The following is a 17,752-nucleotide window of genomic DNA, read 5'->3' on the forward strand; positions in this document are numbered from 1 at the left end:
ACATCCCGGCGGGGGAAGCATGGCCGCTACTCAGCGAAATGCTGGCATCCGTCATGAACGGCAGCGCCGAGTACGCCTTCACTTTCGCGGATGCCTACAACGGCCGCCAGGAGGACGGCAGCTATGCCGACAACACGACTGAGGCGTTCACGGCATACAACTGCCGTGACTACACCTACAACGCCGACCCGGCACACATGGCTCAGGAAGCGGCGCAGCTGGCCGAAGCCGCACCGGTGATCGGGCCGTACTTCGGCTACGGCGACATCGGCTGCGCGGCCTGGCCGTACCCGGACGGCGCCGAGCGGGACGAGATCCGCGCCGAGGGTGCTGCACCCATCCTCGTGATCGGAACGACCAACGACCCGGCCACCCCATACATCTGGGCGGAGGCGCTCGCCGATCAGCTCGACAGCGGGGTGCTGGTGACGTACGAGGGAGAAGGGCACACCGCGTACAACAAGGGCAGCGACTGCGTGAACAACATCGTCGATGCCTACCTCATCGATGGCGTCGTTCCCGGCTCTGACCCGATGTGTTCGTAACCACCCCGAACACCGGGTAAGATCGTTAGCTGTGCGTCGCAGCAACCCTTGGGTCGCCGCGAATTCACACGCCGCCTTAGCTCAGTCGGCAGAGCGTTTCACTCGTAATGAAAAGGTCGTGGGTTCGATTCCCACAGGCGGCTCCATTCAACCCCCTCCTCGTGAGGGGGTTTTGTGGCTTGTTGCGCGCCGATGACGTTGCTCGTTGATGGGCGCTCGTCGGGCGCGTCGCGCGGTACGCGCTCGGCCGATGCATCCGTTCTTTACGCCGTGAAGGTGGGCACCACGTGTTCGATGAAGAGCTCGAGCGAACGCTTCTTCTCCTGGTGGGACATGCTGTTGTCGCACCAGAAGCTGAACTCGTCGACGCCGAGCGCCTCATAGCGACGCAGGCGCTCGATGACCTCTGCCGGAGTGCCGATCATCGCCGTACGATGCAGGCTATCTGGGGTGAAGTCGGGACGCTCGGCGAATTTCAGTTCGGGACTCGGGTCGAGGAAGCCGTCGACCGGTGTCGTCTTGTTCCCGAACCAGGCGTCGAAGGAACGGTAATACTTGTTGATCGCGGTGGCGGCGGGCCGCCACGCATCCGGCTCGTCCTCGCTGTGAACATACGTGTGGCGCAGCACCATGAGTTCGGGCCGATCAATGTCGTGGTGGTTGGCGACGGCGCTTTCGAACCTGCGCACGAGGTCTTCAACTTCTTCGTCGCCCTTCATGAGCGGCGTGACCATGACGTTGCAGCCGTTCTCGACGGCGAAGTCGTGGGACGCTGGATCCCGCGCCGCGATCCACATTGGCGGGTTTCCCTGTTGCACGGGCTTCGGCACGCTCGTGGACGTTGGAAACTGCCAGATTTCACCGTCGTGGGCATAGTCGCCCTCCCAGAGCTTGCGGATAGCAGGGACGATCTCGCGCAGGTGCTTGCCGCCGTCCGTTGCCGGCAGGCCTCCAGCCATCCGATCGAACTCGTACTGGTACGCGCCGCGGGCGAGGCCGAGCTCGGCGCGCCCTTTGCTGATGACGTCGAGCAGTGCCGTCTCACCGGCGGCACGGATGGGATTCCAGAACGGTGCGATGATGGTTCCCGCGCCCAGGCGGATCTTTTCCGTGCGCGCCGCAAGGTAGGCCAGTTGAGGCATGGGGTTCGGCGAGATGGTGTACTCCATGGCGTGGTGCTCGCCAATCCATACCGTGCCGAACCCGCCGGCCTCCGCGAGCAGCGTGAGTTCCGTCAGGTTCTCGAATGACTCCTCATAGGAGACGGAGTCGTCCCAGCGCTCCATATGGATGAACAGTGAAAATCGCATGCTCGTGCTCGCTTACTTGTCGTCGGTGTGGGGTGCGGCTGCCGCGCGTTCCGCGATGGTGGTGTTGGCTCGTGACCAGTGCTCGAGTTCGATCTCCCGGACGATGACCGTGATGTTGTCCGAGGGAGAATTGAGTGAGTCCTGAACCGCGAGATGCAAGGCCGCGATCAGTCCGCGGAGTTGCTCGGGGCTTCGTCCTTTGGCGATTGATACGTCGATAAGTGGCATAGTCGTCTTTCGTTTCGGGTCAGTTACGCATCATGAATGGGTCGGGGGCCGCGCCCTCATCTGTGTTGATCCAGATGCTTTTGAGGCGGGTGTATTCGTTCATTGATTCGAGGCCGTGTTCGATTCCGACGCCCGAGTTCTTGAAGCCTTGCCGCGGTGACATCGGCGACATCGCTCGGTAGGTGTTGACCCAGATCGTGCCGGCATCAAGACGACGGGCCACCCGGTGTGCGCGCGCCAGGTTCTGGGTCCAGACGCCAGCAGCGAGACCGTATTCCGTGTCGTTCGCGAGGCCGACCAGTTCGTCCTCGGTTTCGAATGGCATGATGGCGGCGACCGGACCGAAAATCTCCTCCCGGACAACCCTCATAGAGTTGTCGACGTCGGTCAGGACCGTCGGGGCGTAGAAGTACCCGGGCAGGTCAAGGTCGGGCCGCTTGCCACCGGCGTGAACGGATGCCCCCTCTGCGACACCGATGTCGACATACGATTCGACTTTGGCGAGCTGATCAGCGAAGGCGAGCGGGCCGAGTTCGGTACTGTCGGCGAGCGGGTCGCCGATCCGGATGGTGCGGGCCCGAGCGGTGACGAGGTCGAGCAGTTCGTCGTAGACGGTCTTGTGCGCGAAAACGCGGCTGCCGGCGATGCAGGTCTGACCTGCTGCGGCGTAGATGCCGGCGATCACTCCCATCGCAGCGTTGGCCACGTCCGCATCTTCGAAGATGATGTTGGGGCTCTTGCCACCAAGCTCGAGTGTGCAGCCAATGAATCGGCTTGCCGCCTCTGAGGCGATCCGGGAGCCGGTCTGGGTGGAGCCGGTGAAGGAGATCTTCGCCAGGTCGGGATGGCTGACGAGTGCAGCTCCGGCCTCGGCGCCGAATCCGGTCACCACGTTGACCACGCCGTCGGGGAAGCCGGCCTCTGTGGCCAGTTCCGCCAGCCGCAGGACCGTGCGGGATGTGTGCTCGCTCGGTTTGATGACCACAGTGTTGCCGGCCGCCAGTGCAGGAGCGATCTTCGATGTGGTGAGGGTCAGTGGCGAGTTCCACGGCGTGATTGCTCCGACGACGCCGAGCGGTTCGCGTTGCGTGTAGTTGAGGACGTCGTAGCTGGCGGTGGGAATCTGAGCGCCCTGCACTTTGTCGGCAAGGCCACCGTAGTAGTAGTAATACTCCGGCAGCGCCGCCATCTGCCCTCGCATCTCGCGGATCAACTTGCCGTTGTCTACGCTTTCGAGGCGAGCGAGTTCCTCAGCGTTCTCGCCGATGAGGTCGCCGAGGTTGCGGAGTAACCGGCCGCGTTTTGTCGGGCTCAGCCGGGACCAGCTCGACGATTCGAATGCGGCGCGTGCCGCGGCAACGGCGCGATCGACGTCTTCCGCGTTCCCGCGAGCGGCCTCGTACAGTGATGTCAGCGTCGCCGGGTTGGTGCTGGTGAAGAATTCGCCGGAGCTGGGTCCGACGGCGACGCCGCCAATGTAATGATTCAGTCGTTCAGTCACGATTCTCCTTCGGGTCATCGATGAAATCGGTTAGCGCGCCGAGTAGAGCGCGAGAGTCTTCGACCGGGAGCATGTGACGGGCGCCGGGCACGACAACAAGCCGACTGTTCGGGATCGCGTCAGCGAGGCGCCTGGCCATATCGGGGGTGGAGCCGGAGTCCAGCTCACCGGTGATCACAAGCGACCGCGCCGCGATTCGGCCGAGCTCAGGCGCGATCTCCTGATCGCCGTTCGCGAAGACGGCGTAGGCGTGCAGGTAGGAGGTGACGTCGTTCCCGCTCAGAACCCGTTCGGTCGCCGCGATAACCTCCGGAGAAACCGATGTCCCCGGCGGGTACCAGCGCCGGAGCGAGCTCGTGACACTGTTCGAGAATCCCGACTGAGCAATTGCCAGCCGCGACGCAACCGCTTCTGCTTCGAAAGGCGTGCGCTCGCAGACGGCGCTGACCGAGGTCAGGCTGGCCACGCGGTCCGGATGAAACCGCGCGATGTGCTGTGCGAGAAGAGCGCCGAGCGAAAATCCGACAAGATGCGATGCTCCCTCCGGTAGGCGGTGCACCACGTCGTCCGCCATGGCTGCGAGGGACTGGGGAGCCCGGAGGGGAGGTTCGGCACCGTGCCCAGGAAGATCAATGGCGATCATTTCCCGCTCGGCCAGCGCTTGAAGGGGCTCCCACATTGTCCGGTCGAGGCCGACTCCGTGCAGCAACACGATTTCCGTCGCGCCGCTCACCGGATCGGGAGTGTGAGGAACGTTGACCATGCGTCGGTGCCTCGCGCTACTGCTCGGTGAAGAAGGCGGGAAGCCTCTGCTGCGGGCGGCCCTGCGCCGCAGCGGCAAGGGCGATGACGATTTCGCCTGCGTGCGGCGCATCGGGGATCCGCACCTCGATGCTCTGGTGGTGTGACCGGATCGTGGCGTCCGTGATGTGCTTCAACGGGATGTCGAAAACCGTGCCGGCCGGCGCCCGCTTCTCAACGGCTGGCAGAAGCGTCGTCGCATTGGCGGCGTTCCGGAAGTGGTTCCCAAATGTCAGGGTGTGGATCAGCCCGGAGCCGTGCTCGATTTCGCCGTCGAGACCGACGATTGCTGCCTTTCCGTAGGCTTCGATCGGGACGCCGAGGGCGGCAACGACTTTGGCGGTGAGGAGCTCACCCAACGCGGATGCGTTCGCGCGGATGCCGGCGCCCAGGTCGGCGACGAACCCTTGTCCTTGCCACGGATTCTCGATGACGGCGGCGACGACAGCCAGTCGTGCGGGTGGTTGGACCGGCTCTCCTCCTTCGGTGACGATCTCCTCGATGAGAGTGACGATTTTGCGGATGCTCACAGTGTGATTCCTTTCAGGACCTCGGATGTCACAGGGCGATCGCTCGTGCGATCCCCGATGCGTGCGTGTGGGCGTCGACCTGTCGAGGCCACGGCGATGACAGCGATTTCGTTCTCGTGGGGTGCACCCGGAAGGTAGACGTCCAGCGACTGGTAGTAGTCCCTCGTGGATGCTTCTCTCTTGTGCCAGAGCGGAACGCGGAGGCTGCTGCCGGGAGCGGATTGGCCGTCGACAAAGCAGAGGATGGACGTGCCTTCGAGTGCTTCTCTGACGAGGTTTCCGAAGTATGGGGTGTGGATGAGCGCGCTGGCGTGTTCGATCTCGCCGGCGAGACCGACAAGAGCTGCTTTGCCGAATGCCGCGATCGTGCCGGGCCCGCCAAGTGAGTCGACCAGTCTGTCGGTCAGCAGCTTGGCGATCAGAGGTGCGATGTGCTCAGCCGCAGGCATCAGATCGGTGTCGGTCGGTGTGCCAACCCAGGGGTTGCGTATCACTGCCGTCGTGCTCGCCCGCAACAGGGGAGCGCCGTTGTCGTCGCTCTGAGGCGACTCTTCGACGGCGACATGGATGGCACGCAAACCTATCGAAGCAGCGATGTCCTCATACCCGGTCAGCGTTGAGACTGTGGTGAGGTCGATTCTTGGCGCACGGACGTCGGTCACGACTGTCATAAGCAGTGCCTTTCGGTGGGAAGTGGTCAGGGGTGCCTGGGCGGTGTTCCGGTTTGTCAGGACGACGTCGCGTCGTCGGATGCGATCTCCGCGGACAGCGCCCGGAACAGGGCAGCACCCGAGGCATCGACATGCTGGCGCGTCGCGAACTCAGCACCGACGTGGTCCTTGGCTTCGATGACTGTGAGTATGTTCTCGTGCTCCCGCAGAGAGCTGCCGAGCCGACCGGGCTGATCAACCGCTTTGATCACGAGCCGGTGATAGGCGAGCTGGTTCATGAGCCGTTCGTAGTGCTCGGACAGTTTGCGGTTGTCGGCTCCAGAGATCAGCGCGTTGTGGAACTCGTGCACGAGCTGTGCGTACATCGCGCTGTCGCCTCGGCGCACAGCCTCTTTCGATGCAACGATGTTGCGTCGGAGGACCTCAAGCTCGGGTACCGTGCCGCGACGAGCGAAGAGGCCGGCAGCGAGGCCCTCGAGTCCGCCTTTCAGTTCGAACAGTTCCACGATCTCGCGGCGGGTGGGCTGTCGCACGAAAGTGCCCACTCGAGGCCTGATTTCGACGAGACCCTCATTCTGCAGTTGTTTGAGTGCCTCGCGGATGGGAGTGCGGCTCACGTGAAATTCCTGGGCCAGGAACAGCTCCGGGAGCGGGGCTCCGGGAAGATACTCGCCACCGAGGACCAGTGTCCGCAGCCGGTCGAGTAGCGGGGCCTCGCTCGGCGAATCTGCTTCGGGGTGGGGCGTAGAAGAAGTGTCTTGCATGCCAACAACGTACCTTGCATGCAACACGGCGTCAATAACATCTGCGGAATAACGCGGATCGAACGATTTATCGCGCATCTGTTGACGCGGCGGAGGAAGCAACCTACGATCACTTGCATGCCAGACATCAGAAAAGCCGTGACCGCCGCGTGGGAAGCCGCGTGGGACCGGGGTGAGATCGACGCCCTGGACGCCATCATCGATCCGGGGTACATCCGAGAGAGCGCCGGAAGCGGCACCACCTCCGGGCTGGCGGAGCTCAAACTCGACATCCTGGATGTCCGAGGTGCTTTCCCCGACCTGCACACGACCGTCGACAAGCTCATCGTCGACGACGACGACTTTGCCGTGTTCTGGACCTCGACCGGGACGTTCACGAACGCGCTGGCTGCCGTACCCGCTACCGGCAGGCGGGTGCAAACGCGTGGTTCGAATCAGGGCACGCTCCGGAACGGACTCGTCACATACGAGCGAGTGACCTGGGATCAAAGTGAGTTGCTCGCGGATCTGGGCGTCCCGTCCTTGCGCTCGGCCTTCGAGGGCGATGTTCCTGAGCCCGTGATCGACGACCTTTCCGGCGCGCTGAGCGCCGACGCGCTCAAAGGATTCAACCGCCAGTTCTTCACCGGTGTGACTGTCGTGACAACGGTGGACGCCGAGGGCGTACCCCGCGGTCTCGCTGCGAACTCGTACGCTTCGATTTCGCTTGAACCGCCGCTCGTGCTGATCTGCGTCCAGAAGACGTCGTCGACCTATCCGGCCCTCTTCCAAGCAACGCACCTGGGTATCAACATCCTCAGCAACCAGCAGCGCTCAACAGTTGCGACGTTCGCCTCGAAAACACCCGACAAGTTCGCCTCTCTCCAGTGGCATGGAGGCGCTCATGGCAGCCCCCTCATCGATGGTTCTTCGGCGGCCATCGAGGCGGAGATCAAAGAACGCTTCCAGGCCAAAACCCACACGGTCTTCATCGCCAAAGTGACCCAGTCTGAGCTGTCCGACGCGGTCCCGATGATCTACAAGTCCGGACACTTCTTCGACGGAGCGTCGCTCGACGAATTGTGACCAGCAGTTCACACAACAAGGGCCAGCGTGCCGCGCAACCTACACTCAAACTCAAGGAAGAGATCCCATGTCTGATAAAAACGAACCACCCGCCACGTACGGGACGTCACTGACTCGCACCGAGCCATACGGGACCGAAGAGATTCCCGCCGGCGAGCGGCACGGCCACCCCCGGCAACAGTTCACCCTGTGGTTCGCTGCGAACATGGTGCTCGCTGTGCTGGTGTCCGGCTTCTTCTCATCGCTCTTCGGGCTTTCCGTCGTGCAGGGTCTGACGGCCGTCGCCGCTGGCACGCTCCTCGGCGCAATCGTGATGGGCCTCCTCGCCGGCATCGGAACAAAACTCGGAGTACCCCAGCAGGTCCAGGGGAGAGGCCCCATGGGTTATTTCGCGAACTTCGTGCCGATCGCGCTGCTCACCGTGGTCTCCGCGATCGGGTGGACCGCTGTGAACACCGTCTTCGCCGTCATCGCCCTTCAGATGCTGGTCGATATTCCCTTCTGGGTTGCGGCTGTCGGCATTTTTGCCGTCCAGGCGGTTTTTGCAATCTGGGGCCATAACCTCATCCACCTGATCAACAAGATCGCGACGGTCGTCCTCACAGTCCTCTTCGCTGTCATCACGGTGCTCTCGCTCACCAAGGTGGACTTCGGTGTTGGAATCAACCCGGACGCTCCGTATTTCGTCGGAGGCATCGCCGGTTGGATCACCTTCGCCGGGTTCTTCTTCGCCTACGTGATGACCTGGACCCCGTTCGCATCCGACTTCTCGCGCTACCTGCCACGCACGACGTCGCACGCGAAGGTGATGATCTACACCGCGGGCGGCAGTTTCGCCGCGATGATGTGGCTCGGCGGTATCGGCGTGCTCGTCTCCAGTTTCGCCGGCGAACTGGATGCCATTCCGGCCCTCGCAGAGCTGACCGGCGATTGGGCGCCGATAGCGATGGCCGCCGTTGTTCTGTCGACTCTTCCCGTGAGTGCGATGAACCTGTATGGCGGGTCGCTCTCCCTGCTGACCATGCGCATCCCGGTCAACCGTGTGGTCGGTGTGGTGATCATCGCGGCAGTCAGCCTTGGCCTGACGCTTCTAATGCAGACCAACCCGTACGGCGGCTTCTACGACTTCCTTCTGGTACTCGCCTACCTGGTGGTGCCGTTCAGCACCATCCTTCTGCTCGACTACTACCTCCGGACCCAGCCGCTGGGCGCACCCGCTGTGGGAGAGCTGTTCGACACCCGGCGCACCATCGAATGGGGTTTCGTCGCGTGGGTTCTCGCCTGCCTGTTCTCGTCGCTGTTCTGGGCGTCGACCCTCTGGACCGGCCCGCTGTCTGGCGTATTCGCATCCTTCGGTGACACCGCCTACCTGGCTGGAGTGGTCGGAGCCGTCGTCGCGTACCTTGCGTTGCGCCGACTGCCGCCGCTGTCGCAGCTGCTTCGCCCGTCCAAAGAACTGGCTGGTGTTCCGTCGTGACGGCCGGCATGGAGGCAGCACCGCCGGCGCTGGTTGTCATCGATATGCAGGAGGCGTTCCGGATGCCCGAGAGCGAGTGGTTCGTCACCCGCTATCAACCGGCAGCGGAGAACGTGATGCTGCTGACGGCACGGTTCGCCGACAGTGTCATCTGGACCCGATTCGTGCGTGACCCGGCGGAGCGGGGGAGTTGGGGAGCGTACTACGACCGCTGGGCTGAAAGCCGCCACAGTCCTGATTCTCCGGCATGGGATCTGACCTTCCCCACGCCGGAGGGCGCCACCGTGGTTTCGATGCCCACCTTCTCGAAGTGGGGCGAGGAGGTGGCCCGGCTCACTGATGGGACGGAGCACCTCATCATCTGCGGGGTCGCCACCGACTGTTGTGTCCTCGCGACGGTGCTGGGTGCGGTCGACGCTGGCAAGTTGGTTACGGTCGTAGTGGATGCCTGTGCCGGCAGCACCGCTGAGGCGCACGACCAGGCGGTTGCTCTGATGGGGTTGTTGGCACCGATGGTCACCGTGGCGGAGACGGGACCTCTCCTTAACCAATCCTGAACCGCCCAGAGCAGGCTCAGCGGGGGCGAGCGGGGCTCTCGCAAGTACGACAGTCTGCCAATCTCAAGGATTGCGATTGAGCATCACGGAGATCGGCAAGAGCGAAGTTCAGAAGCCGGCCACGGGTTCTGACGCACTGGGTGATGCCTCCACCACACTGCTGGAAACGATGACCTATGTATCGTAGGGCTGCGCACCAAGCAGACACAGTACTCAGACAGAGCACCGCGTTCGAAGCAACGACAAGAGCCCGGCGCGGCGAGGGGGTTGAAGAGTCTCGGCACGAGGGAGATCTGAGTTGGCTTACCGCAAGTCCAGCGAAACCGGCCCGGACTTTTCCGTCCGTTGCGCCACATTCGTTAGTGAGCGTCGATCGGGTTGATGGAAAACTCCTAGCTGGTGCTGAGCCGCTCGTGCTATCGGTTCCGGCTCCTCAGTTCCCTCTGGGGGAGCGGCCAGATGAGGCGTTATCGGGCTGCGAAGTTGCGGCTCTTCAAACGCTAACCGTCTTGATGTTCCCGGCGAATAGGACGCCGAGGATGTCACCGTGCTATTCGATGTCCACCGAACCAGCCCTCTGGAGAGGCACAATGGTCTGACTCTCTTCGACGAAGGTGCCAAATTCGTAGTGGACCACTGTTTGCTTGCCAGTTCCGCTGCGATTTCCACGACGAATCCGATACTCAGTTCGTGCTTGCGTAGTAGTGTCTCACCAGCATGTGCTTGAGCGTCGCATCCCGCAGGTTGAGTGAAGAACGACGTCTATATTCTGATTTAGCCAAAAGACAGTTTTTCGAAGGGCAGCACGAAGGTCGAAAAGGGCGGCCCCATCTGCAGTGCGTGTTGAAGAGCCTGAGAAGGGCGCCGGGAGGTGATTCACTCGTGTCTAACCCAGCAACGCCCCTCAGCAGGTGCGCCCCATGAACCGCCTAGCGGTTGCTAGTTCGCCGAGCCAGCCCAGCCGCAACTCCGGAGCGTATCGAACTTATGGTCAGCCTCATCGGCCCGCTCTCTGACATCAGCGGCGCACCAGCTAGCCGCAGCAATGATGGCGATGTCGGATGGACTCATGCTCCCACCATCAGTTCACACACAACGAGTTGTGCTCGGTGGCCGCGACAACGTCGTGAACCGTGACCCCGAGCGCTACTTCAACGAGCACGAGCCCGTCCGGGGTGACGTCGATCACAGCGAGGTGGGTGATGATGCGGTGAACGACGGCGCGCCCGGTCAGCGGAGGCGAGCATTCGTTCACGATCTTCGCCGAACCGTCACGAGCGACATGCTCCATCAGCACGATCACCCGGCCGGCGCCGTGGACCAAGTCCATGGCCCCGCCTGGGCCTTTCGCGACCTGATTTCTGGCACGATTACTCCTTGCAATTGTGTGTGGAGGGATGTCCTGCCCGGACGGTTGAGTCCGTGCAGGAAACACCGCAGCGTCAGCGTGAACGTCGGCGAGCGGCGGTCAGACCTTCGACGCTGGTAGCTGGGCGATGATCGACTCCCGCGTGGGTTCGTTGAGAGTTCTGTTCCACGGCATCTTGGACAGCGCGTTGCCCATGGCGCAGGTGTTGGTCGCTGCCGAGAAGGTCAAGCCTGCGCCGATGACGGCCGGGAGGGCACGCAGCTGGGGAGACAGGAATCTCCCTCCGGCCAGCCCGGCCACGACCAGGGATTCGGCTGCCATGCGCACCTGGCGTTCAATGCTCCAGCGTTTGGGGCCTTCGACGGTGTTTCCGCCGCGGACACCGGATTGGCAGACGAGCACGAAATTGGTTTCAAGCTTGGCGGCGAGCTCCGTGGTGTGCTCCGCCAGCAATGGCAACGGAACGTTGTAGGAGCCGGCGATGTGGCTCCGTCAGGAATGCGTCGCCCATCATCCGGCGGTGAGTCACAAGGGGGACCTGCGAATCAAGTACCAGCCCGACTTATCTGAGGTCCATCCGCGTCCGGCTATCGAGGCGCGATCGCAGCGGGAGCGCCCTACCGCAATAAGTCGCGGGGACTGAGAAACACACGCGCGTCTGTGGGGGTGCCCCCGTTGTAGTCTGTGGGGGTGCCCCCGTTGTGAAGAGTCATCCGATTTTGCCGAGCGACGCGGACGGCGCGTGGTACCTGCCGAAGTGGCTCAGATGAGCGAGCTTGCCTGCCAGGTCCGGTACGACGATGCGGTGCCGCCGGCGAGTTCTCCGCCATCGACGATGAGCTGTTGACCCGTGATGAAATCGGCCTCGGCCGACGCCAGGAAGTAGAACGCTGATGCGATCTCTGACGGGTCGGCGTGGCGACCTGATGGGATCTTGGCGTTGACCGCGTCGACCATCTCATCGCTATATTCGAGTCGCTGCATTGGCGTCATGACGTAGCCGGGGCTGACACACGCCGTACGGACGCGCGGCGCCAGTTCGAGCGCGACGCTTTTGCAGAGCGCGAGCACCGCGGCTTTCGACGCGTTGTAGTCGGCGTACCACGGATAGCCAGCGGTGCCGTTCGTCGACGCAGTGGCGAGCAGTACACCCGATCCGGCCTCGAACATATGCCGACCGGCAGCCTGCCAGAGATTGATCACGCCGACCACATTGATGCTGAGAAGTTTGTCGATCTCGGCACGTTTCATCTCAAGGAACGGGCGACGGATGCTGATTCCCGCGTTCGCGATGGCAACATCCACTCTGCCTTCTCCCGCCACGACTGCATCGACGCACGCGGCTACCTGCGTATCGTCGGTCACATCGCATTGGCGCCACATCACCCCCGCTGCCGAATCGGTCGGCTCGCGCAGGTCGAAGTTATAGACCGTTGCCCCACCGGCAATGAACCGTTCGGCGGTGGCGCGCCCGATCCCTGACGAAGCGCCACTGATGATGACAACCTGCTCAACCATGGAGCATCTCCTTCACAGCTGTGTGGTTCGGTCCTGTCGGCGCGTGCACTAGAGAACCTTGGAGAGGAATTGCTGAGTGCGTGAGTTCTGCGGGTTCGCAATCAGGGTGCGCGGATCGCCCTTTTCGACAACCACCCCGCCATCGACGAAGGTGAGCGAGGTGCCGACCTCGCGAGCAAAGCCGATCTCGTGAGTGACGACGACCATCGTCATACCGACTCGAGCAAGCGACTTCATCACCTCGAGCACCTCGTCGACGAGCTCGGGATCCAGCCCGGAAGTGGGTTCATCGAAGAGCATCACGGAGGGGTCCATGGCGAGCGATCGGGCGATGGCGACTCGTTGCTGCTGCCCCCCTGAGAGCTGATTCGGATACTTGTGACCATGGGAGCCGAGGCCGACCATCTCCAGAAGTTCCTGCGCCCGCTCCTTCGCCTCCTTCTTGCTCACACCTTTGACCTTGACCGGCCCGCAGGCGACGTTCTCGAGCGCGTTCATGTTGTTGAACAGATTGAATCGTTGGAAGACCATGCCAATGCCCAGACGAAATTGGGCGTACTCCGTCGAGCCCCACTCGTAGAACTTGCCGTCCCGCAACGTGTAGCCGACGTCGGAACCAGACACCCGGATCCGCCCGCTATCCACGGTCTCGAGTGCATTGAGGCAACGGAGGAATGTCGATTTGCCTGAGCCGGATGGCCCGATGACGACGGCAACTTCACCGGCGGTGACGTCGAAGTCGATTCCTGCCAGCACCTGGGTGGAACCGAAGGACTTGCATACCTGCTCGGCGATGATGATGGGCTCGGTCGATGCAGCGGCCGCGGCGTCGATCCCGTCCCGTTGTGGTTTCGTCACAGTGACCCTCCTGAAGAATTACGTGTCTCGATGGCGAGCTTCCGTCTGGCCTGTGCACTGATCACCAGCGACCGGCCCCAGCTTCCGCGGGGCGAGGGAGGCAAATTCGCGGTGCCGAACTTCTTCTCAAGTTTGTTCTGGAAGTAGGTGGCGATGGCCGTCAGGATCATGTACCAAATGCTGACGACAATCAGAAGTTCCATGATCTGGCTGGTCTGCTTGTAGATCTGGCTGGCGTTGGTCATCAGGTCGTTCCCCGCGACGACGTACACCAGGGATGTGGTTTTGAGCATGCTGATGAACTCGTTGCCGATCGGCGGCAGGATGATGCGCCCCGCTTGGGGGAGCACGACGATGCGCATCCGCTGGGCAGGGGTCATACCAATGGAGCTAGCCGCTTCAGACTGTCCGGCGTCGACGGCCTGGATGCCGGCGCGCACGGTTTCGGCAGCATACGCTCCGAGGTTCAGGGCGAGCCCGAGCATCGCGGCGTTGAAGCCGGTCATGAGTAAGTTCATGTCCCACTGGTAGCCGATGTTCGTGAACGGAATTGCCAGGGTGAGAGTGGGAAAGAGGAACGCGAGGTTGAACCAAAAGATCAGCTGAACCAGGACCGGGGTGCCGCGGAAGAACCAGATGTAGAGCGTACTCAGCATCTGAGCCAGCGGGTTCGACGACAGCTTCATGATCGCCAGAATGACCCCGATGGTGAGCCCGACGACGGTGGAGATCACGGAAAGCTGCAGCGTGACCAACACCCCTTCGAGGATCTTCGGGAAGAACAGGTAGTGAGCAACGTTGGGCCAGGATAGGTGCGGGTTGGTGGCCAAGGTCACCGCAAAGCCGACCAGTGCGAGCACACAGAGGATGCCCACCACGACTCGGCCGGGGTGCTTGCGTTTGACGATGTTCGCTGAGTTCGGCTGCAACGGCGTTGCTGCTTTCTCCATCGTTTGTTCATCGAGCATGGGAAAGACTCCTGGGATCGGTGTGGCGGGCACGGCCGGCGACGTGGCCGACCGTGCCCGTGGTGCAAAGGCGAACGGCAGGGGAAGCGACCCGGGAGCTACTTGCCCTGGTTGATAGTCGCCTCAGGCAGCGCCATCCCAGACAGATCCCATGCGGCGAGGATGTCGTCGTAGTCGCCGTCGTCGATGAGTTTGTTGACGGTGTCCTGCAGCAGTGTGATGAGCTCTTCGTTCTTCGGGTCGACAGCCATGCCGAACAGCGACTCACCTGGGATCTCTATTGCTTCGAGCGCGCCGCCGGACTCCTTCGCCCGGAACACCCCGACCGGGTAGTCGTTCATGCCGGCCTGGGCGCGTCCGCTCTGCAGCTGAAGCAGCGCCTCAGGATCGTTGGCGAAGCCGAGAATCTCGATGGCTGGCTTACCTTGAGCAACACAGTCTTCGCTGAAGGTTCCGGCGAGCTGCATGTAATAGCCGTTGTCGAGAACCGCCATCGTGTGGCCACACAGGTCGGAGGGGGTGTGGATCCCTTCCGGGTTGCCTTTGGCGACGATGATGGCACCCGAAGACTTCGCGTAGTCGACGAATGAGGCTTTCTCGCGGCGCACCTCGGTGTCGTTGAAACCTGAGGCGAGCACGTCGAAACGACCGGAAGCGACACCCGGCATCATCGAGTTGACGTCGGAGTTGATGATCTCGAGTTCGACCCCCCAGGTGTTGGCGATCGCACGCATCAGCGACATGTCCACACCCACCATCGTCTTACCGTCTGCGTCGAACATCTCCATGGGAGGGTAACCATCCGCCGTGGCAACTTTCAGTCCTCTCGTCTTGATATCGGCCGGAACGCGAGCGGCGAGCTCGGCGTCCTGGCTGATTCCTTCGAGGATGTCTGCTGCGAGGTCACCGGACGGAATCGGGTTCTTGAACGCTTCAGCGGCCGGTGCATCGGTCCCGTCGAGTTCGGCGGCGAGTGACTGGCCGCCGCAGCCGGTCAGTAGTAGCGAGCCGATGGCCAAGGCGGCGAGCGAGGTGCGGCGAATGGGTGTGCGGGTCATAGTCAATCTCCTTTGATTCAACGTGAACAGATCCGGTGCAGGTAAAGAGGTAGGGGTGGGATGCGAGCCTCGAGCGAAAACTGTGCTGGGTCAGCCCTCCCAGCGCACGTCGCCGCCCACAACTGTCAGAAGGACGTTGGTATGCAGCAGCGAGTCGTCGTCGACAACGAACGGGTCCCGATCCAGTACAGCGAAGTCGGCAAGATAGCCCGGCGCGAGGAGGCCTTTTGTGGCGCTTTCGCCGGATGCGATGGCCGGTCCGGTCGTATACGCGGCGAACGCTTCCCGTCGGCTCACCCGCTGTTCGGGCTGCCAGCCGTCCCGCGGGTATCCGTTTGGACGCTGGCGGGTGACCGCAGCATGGATGCCGGTGAACGGGTTGATGCTTTCGACGGGAGCATCAGAGCTGAAAGCCAGAGTGGAACCAGCATCCAGGATGCTTCGCCAGGCGTATGAACCGATCTGGCGGTCGCCGAGCAGTTCATTCACCATATCGATGTCCGATGTACACGACGACGGCTGCATGCAGGCGACAACCCCGAGCGCGCCAAGTCGGTCAAGGTCGGCGAGGGCAATGTGCTGGACGTGCTCGATTCGGTTCGGCAGTGCGCTGCGGGACCCGGTGTGCAGGCGCTCGAGCGCGGCGATCGCGTTCGTGACGGCGGCGTCACCGATGGCGTGCACCGCGGCAGCCAAGCCGTTATGGGTGAGCTTCTGCACGAGCTCCTCAAGGAGTGCGGGCGGCGTTACGGCGATTCCAGTGTTATCCGGCTGGCCGGGATAGGCCTCGTGAAGCAGGCAGGTGTGCGACGAGAGGGAACCGTCGCCGAAGATCTTGACGGCGCCAAAACGCAGCCAGTCATCACCGTCGCCCGAGCGGATGCCACGCTCGATCAGGCTGTCGAGAGACGCCACGGGCATGAGTTTGTGCACCCGCAGTGGCAGCTTTCCCGCACTTTGCAGTGCAGTGAACGCACGAAGGGCGTCGTCACCGTCGATGTCGTGGATGGAGGTCACACCGTTCGAGAGCAGCCTTTGCAGTGTGGTCTCTAGGGTGTGATCGAGCGCTGTGCTCGTGAGGGGCGCGAAAAACCGTTCCGCGGCGAACGCGGCGGCCTCTCCGAGGATGCCGGTGAGTTGGCCCTCAGCATCCCGCGCGTAGCAGCCGCCGATCGGATCGGTCGAGGTGGCGTCGATGCCCATTCGCGCGAGTCCGGCCGAATTGACCCAGTAGGTGTGCAGGTCAGCGTGGTGCAGGGCCACCGGGACGTCGCCGGTCACCGCGTCGAGCTGGAACCGCGTGGGCGTGGTGCGATCCGGCCAGAGGCGGTTGTTCCACCGGCCGCCGAAGATCCATTCGGTGCCGCATGGGTCCGTCGCCTGACCGGCGACAACGCGTGCCGAGACGAGTGCCAACGTCGCATCCAGCGACCGCGCCGCAGACAGATCGACCTCCGCAGACTGGAGCGCGAGTTGAGCGGTGTGGATATGGCTGTCAGTGAAACCCGCGACAACGTGCGCTCCGTCGAGGTCAACGGTTCGGTGCGGTCGCCCGGCGCGGTCGCGACAGGCTGCCGCGCTGCCGGTGTGCTCGATTGTTTCGCCCCGGACGAGAACAGCCGATGGGGGAGCGGTCGTCGCAGATGGCGTGTGGAACACCCCGTTCTCATACACGGTGACCGTCAATAGCGCCTCGCAATGCCTCAAGCAGCTTTCGCTCGAGCCCGTGAGCCGGCGAGGAGGACTGCTGTCTCAGTAAAACGTGGGTCTGCTCGAAGCCGCTCTGCTCGAGGACGATTGTGTCGACCGCGCTTTCAGGGCTTCGTTGCGACCTGAATACTGCATACATTACACAGAGAAGCGCGTCCATGTATAGCTTTCTGAATACCCCTTCGAGATGAGCCGAGAAGGATGACCGGCTCCAGTTGAGCCAAATGCCCTCGCGGCGCTGTTCGTCGCTGCGACCGGCTATTCCACAGTGGCTGAGCGGAGTCTCGACGAAGCCGAATACCTGCATCTCAGCGCCGCTGACCGAGCACCAGGCAGCCTGGTTTTTCGCGCGACCGGCCGACCAGTAGACTTGAGCGACTGGCGCTCCTGGTGGACGTGGCAAACCGGCGCGAGCTGGCGGCATCCGTTCGGGCCGGAATCAGGTCTCAGCGGGCGAGAAGATCACCCCGTCGTGCAGGTGTGTTACACGGATGCTTCAGCGTACGCTGCGTGGGCCGGCAAGCGGCTCCCGACGGAGGTGGAGTGGGAACGAGCCGCGCGCGGCGGAATCCATGGGCGTGACTACGCCTGGGGCGACGATCTGAGTCCCGACGGCGAGGTGATGGCGAACACCTGGCAGGGTTCGTTCCCCTACCGCAACACCGGCGTGCTCGGCTAGCCCGGTACCTCGCACGTCGGCACGTTCCCGGCCAACGACTTCGGCCTCGTCGACATGATCGGCAACGTCTGGGAGTGGACGACGTCGGTCTTCACCCCTGACCACCGGGCGAGGCGAGCGGCGACGATGAACCTGCTGGGACG

Annotated in this window: 15 protein-coding genes, 1 tRNA gene and 4 pseudogenes; 6 read left to right on the plus strand and 14 right to left on the minus strand. The window is 62.8% G+C overall.

Annotation, left to right across the window (positions count from 1 at the left end; translation table 11 throughout):
• Positions 1-545: alpha/beta hydrolase (locus tag ACLQ62_RS14630; RefSeq protein ID WP_411722363.1), on the plus strand; the 545-nt coding region annotated here is incomplete at its 5' end.
• A 70-nt stretch (positions 546-615) separates the two neighbouring features.
• Positions 616-691 (plus strand) — tRNA-Thr (locus ACLQ62_RS14635).
• Positions 692-808: 117 nt separating this feature from the next.
• On the opposite strand, the gene ACLQ62_RS14640 is transcribed toward ACLQ62_RS14635, so the two are convergent.
• The 7 genes and pseudogenes from ACLQ62_RS14640 to ACLQ62_RS14670 form a co-directional block, all read right to left on the minus strand.
• Positions 809-1,855, minus strand: coding sequence for an LLM class flavin-dependent oxidoreductase (locus ACLQ62_RS14640; protein WP_411722364.1), 1,047 nt, complete (start codon positions 1,853-1,855; stop codon positions 809-811).
• A 12-nt stretch (positions 1,856-1,867) separates the two neighbouring features.
• Positions 1,868-2,086 (minus strand): annotated as a pseudogene (locus ACLQ62_RS14645) (tautomerase family protein); the annotation flags it as partial.
• 16 nt (positions 2,087-2,102) lie between these two features.
• Positions 2,103-3,584 carry an aldehyde dehydrogenase gene (locus ACLQ62_RS14650; protein ID WP_411722365.1) on the minus strand — a complete coding sequence of 494 codons (1,482 nt, stop codon included), beginning with the start codon at positions 3,582-3,584 and terminating at the stop codon, positions 2,103-2,105.
• Positions 3,577-4,347 carry an alpha/beta fold hydrolase gene (locus ACLQ62_RS14655; protein ID WP_411722366.1) on the minus strand — a complete coding sequence of 257 codons (771 nt, stop codon included), beginning with the start codon at positions 4,345-4,347 and terminating at the stop codon, positions 3,577-3,579. Before ACLQ62_RS14655 ends, ACLQ62_RS14650 begins: the two co-directional genes overlap by 8 nt.
• A gap of 16 nt (positions 4,348-4,363) precedes the next feature.
• Complete coding sequence (locus ACLQ62_RS14660) at positions 4,364-4,915, minus strand: amino acid synthesis family protein (protein ID WP_411722367.1); 552 nt, start codon at positions 4,913-4,915, stop codon at positions 4,364-4,366.
• Positions 4,912-5,586, minus strand: coding sequence for an amino acid synthesis family protein (locus ACLQ62_RS14665; protein ID WP_411722368.1), 675 nt, complete (start codon positions 5,584-5,586; stop codon positions 4,912-4,914). The genes ACLQ62_RS14660 and ACLQ62_RS14665 overlap by 4 nt, the downstream gene beginning before the upstream one ends.
• A gap of 56 nt (positions 5,587-5,642) precedes the next feature.
• The gene (locus tag ACLQ62_RS14670; RefSeq protein WP_411722369.1) at positions 5,643-6,350 is read right to left on the minus strand and encodes a GntR family transcriptional regulator; all 708 of its coding nucleotides are present in this window, start codon (positions 6,348-6,350) and stop codon (positions 5,643-5,645) included.
• A gap of 117 nt (positions 6,351-6,467) precedes the next feature.
• Here ACLQ62_RS14670 and ACLQ62_RS14675 point away from each other — a divergent pair, with 117 nt between their 5' ends.
• The 3 genes from ACLQ62_RS14675 (at position 6,468) to ACLQ62_RS14685 (ending at position 9,449) form a co-directional block, all read left to right on the plus strand.
• A complete protein-coding gene (locus ACLQ62_RS14675; RefSeq protein ID WP_411722370.1) occupies positions 6,468-7,415 on the plus strand; it encodes a flavin reductase in 948 nt (315 codons plus the stop codon).
• A gap of 67 nt (positions 7,416-7,482) precedes the next feature.
• Positions 7,483-8,892 carry a purine-cytosine permease family protein gene (locus tag ACLQ62_RS14680; protein WP_411722371.1) on the plus strand — a complete coding sequence of 470 codons (1,410 nt, stop codon included), beginning with the start codon at positions 7,483-7,485 and terminating at the stop codon, positions 8,890-8,892.
• Positions 8,889-9,449, plus strand: a complete 561-nt coding sequence (locus ACLQ62_RS14685) for a cysteine hydrolase family protein (RefSeq protein WP_411722372.1) — start codon at positions 8,889-8,891, stop codon at positions 9,447-9,449. Before ACLQ62_RS14680 ends, ACLQ62_RS14685 begins: the two co-directional genes overlap by 4 nt.
• Before the next feature lie 1,081 nt (positions 9,450-10,530).
• Here the strand turns inward: ACLQ62_RS14685 and ACLQ62_RS14690 are convergent.
• The 7 genes and pseudogenes from ACLQ62_RS14690 to ACLQ62_RS14720 form a co-directional block, all read right to left on the minus strand.
• A pseudogene (locus tag ACLQ62_RS14690) lies at positions 10,531-10,800 on the minus strand (CoA-transferase); the annotation flags it as partial.
• Positions 10,801-10,917: 117 nt separating this feature from the next.
• Positions 10,918-11,304, minus strand: a pseudogene (locus ACLQ62_RS14695) (rhodanese-like domain-containing protein); the annotation flags it as partial.
• A 276-nt stretch (positions 11,305-11,580) separates the two neighbouring features.
• The gene (locus ACLQ62_RS14700; protein WP_411722373.1) at positions 11,581-12,336 is read right to left on the minus strand and encodes an SDR family NAD(P)-dependent oxidoreductase; all 756 of its coding nucleotides are present in this window, start codon (positions 12,334-12,336) and stop codon (positions 11,581-11,583) included.
• Positions 12,337-12,384: 48 nt separating this feature from the next.
• The gene (locus ACLQ62_RS14705; RefSeq protein WP_411722374.1) at positions 12,385-13,194 is read right to left on the minus strand and encodes an amino acid ABC transporter ATP-binding protein; all 810 of its coding nucleotides are present in this window, start codon (positions 13,192-13,194) and stop codon (positions 12,385-12,387) included.
• The gene (locus tag ACLQ62_RS14710) at positions 13,191-14,162 is read right to left on the minus strand and encodes an amino acid ABC transporter permease (RefSeq protein WP_411722375.1); all 972 of its coding nucleotides are present in this window, start codon (positions 14,160-14,162) and stop codon (positions 13,191-13,193) included. The genes ACLQ62_RS14705 and ACLQ62_RS14710 overlap by 4 nt, the downstream gene beginning before the upstream one ends.
• Before the next feature lie 98 nt (positions 14,163-14,260).
• The gene (locus tag ACLQ62_RS14715) at positions 14,261-15,220 is read right to left on the minus strand and encodes an ABC transporter substrate-binding protein (protein WP_411722376.1); all 960 of its coding nucleotides are present in this window, start codon (positions 15,218-15,220) and stop codon (positions 14,261-14,263) included.
• A gap of 90 nt (positions 15,221-15,310) precedes the next feature.
• Positions 15,311-16,906, minus strand: a complete 1,596-nt coding sequence (locus ACLQ62_RS14720; protein WP_411722377.1) for an amidohydrolase — start codon at positions 16,904-16,906, stop codon at positions 15,311-15,313.
• A gap of 262 nt (positions 16,907-17,168) precedes the next feature.
• Between ACLQ62_RS14720 and ACLQ62_RS14725 the strand changes: the two are divergent.
• Positions 17,169-17,711 (plus strand): annotated as a pseudogene (locus ACLQ62_RS14725) (SUMF1/EgtB/PvdO family nonheme iron enzyme); the annotation flags it as partial.
• Positions 17,712-17,752 lie beyond the last annotated feature (41 nt).

It is taken from the genome of Mycetocola sp. (assembly GCF_046716805.1).
GTDB lineage: Bacteria > Actinomycetota > Actinomycetes > Actinomycetales > Microbacteriaceae > Mycetocola_A.

Coding starts and splice junctions, on each gene's coding strand:
- ACLQ62_RS14710 (WP_411722375.1), bottom strand. CDS start 14,162: ATGCTCGATGAACAAACGATGGAGAAAGCAGCAACGCCGTTGCAGCCG.
- ACLQ62_RS14655 (WP_411722366.1), bottom strand. CDS start 4,347: ATGGTCAACGTTCCTCACACTCCCGATCCGGTGAGCGGCGCGACGGAA.
- ACLQ62_RS14700 (WP_411722373.1), bottom strand. CDS start 12,336: ATGGTTGAGCAGGTTGTCATCATCAGTGGCGCTTCGTCAGGGATCGGG.
- ACLQ62_RS14640 (WP_411722364.1), bottom strand. CDS start 1,855: ATGCGATTTTCACTGTTCATCCATATGGAGCGCTGGGACGACTCCGTC.
- ACLQ62_RS14665 (WP_411722368.1), bottom strand. CDS start 5,586: ATGACAGTCGTGACCGACGTCCGTGCGCCAAGAATCGACCTCACCACA.
- ACLQ62_RS14715 (WP_411722376.1), bottom strand. CDS start 15,220: ATGACCCGCACACCCATTCGCCGCACCTCGCTCGCCGCCTTGGCCATC.
- ACLQ62_RS14670 (WP_411722369.1), bottom strand. CDS start 6,350: ATGCAAGACACTTCTTCTACGCCCCACCCCGAAGCAGATTCGCCGAGC.
- ACLQ62_RS14675 (WP_411722370.1), top strand. CDS start 6,468: ATGCCAGACATCAGAAAAGCCGTGACCGCCGCGTGGGAAGCCGCGTGG.
- ACLQ62_RS14680 (WP_411722371.1), top strand. CDS start 7,483: ATGTCTGATAAAAACGAACCACCCGCCACGTACGGGACGTCACTGACT.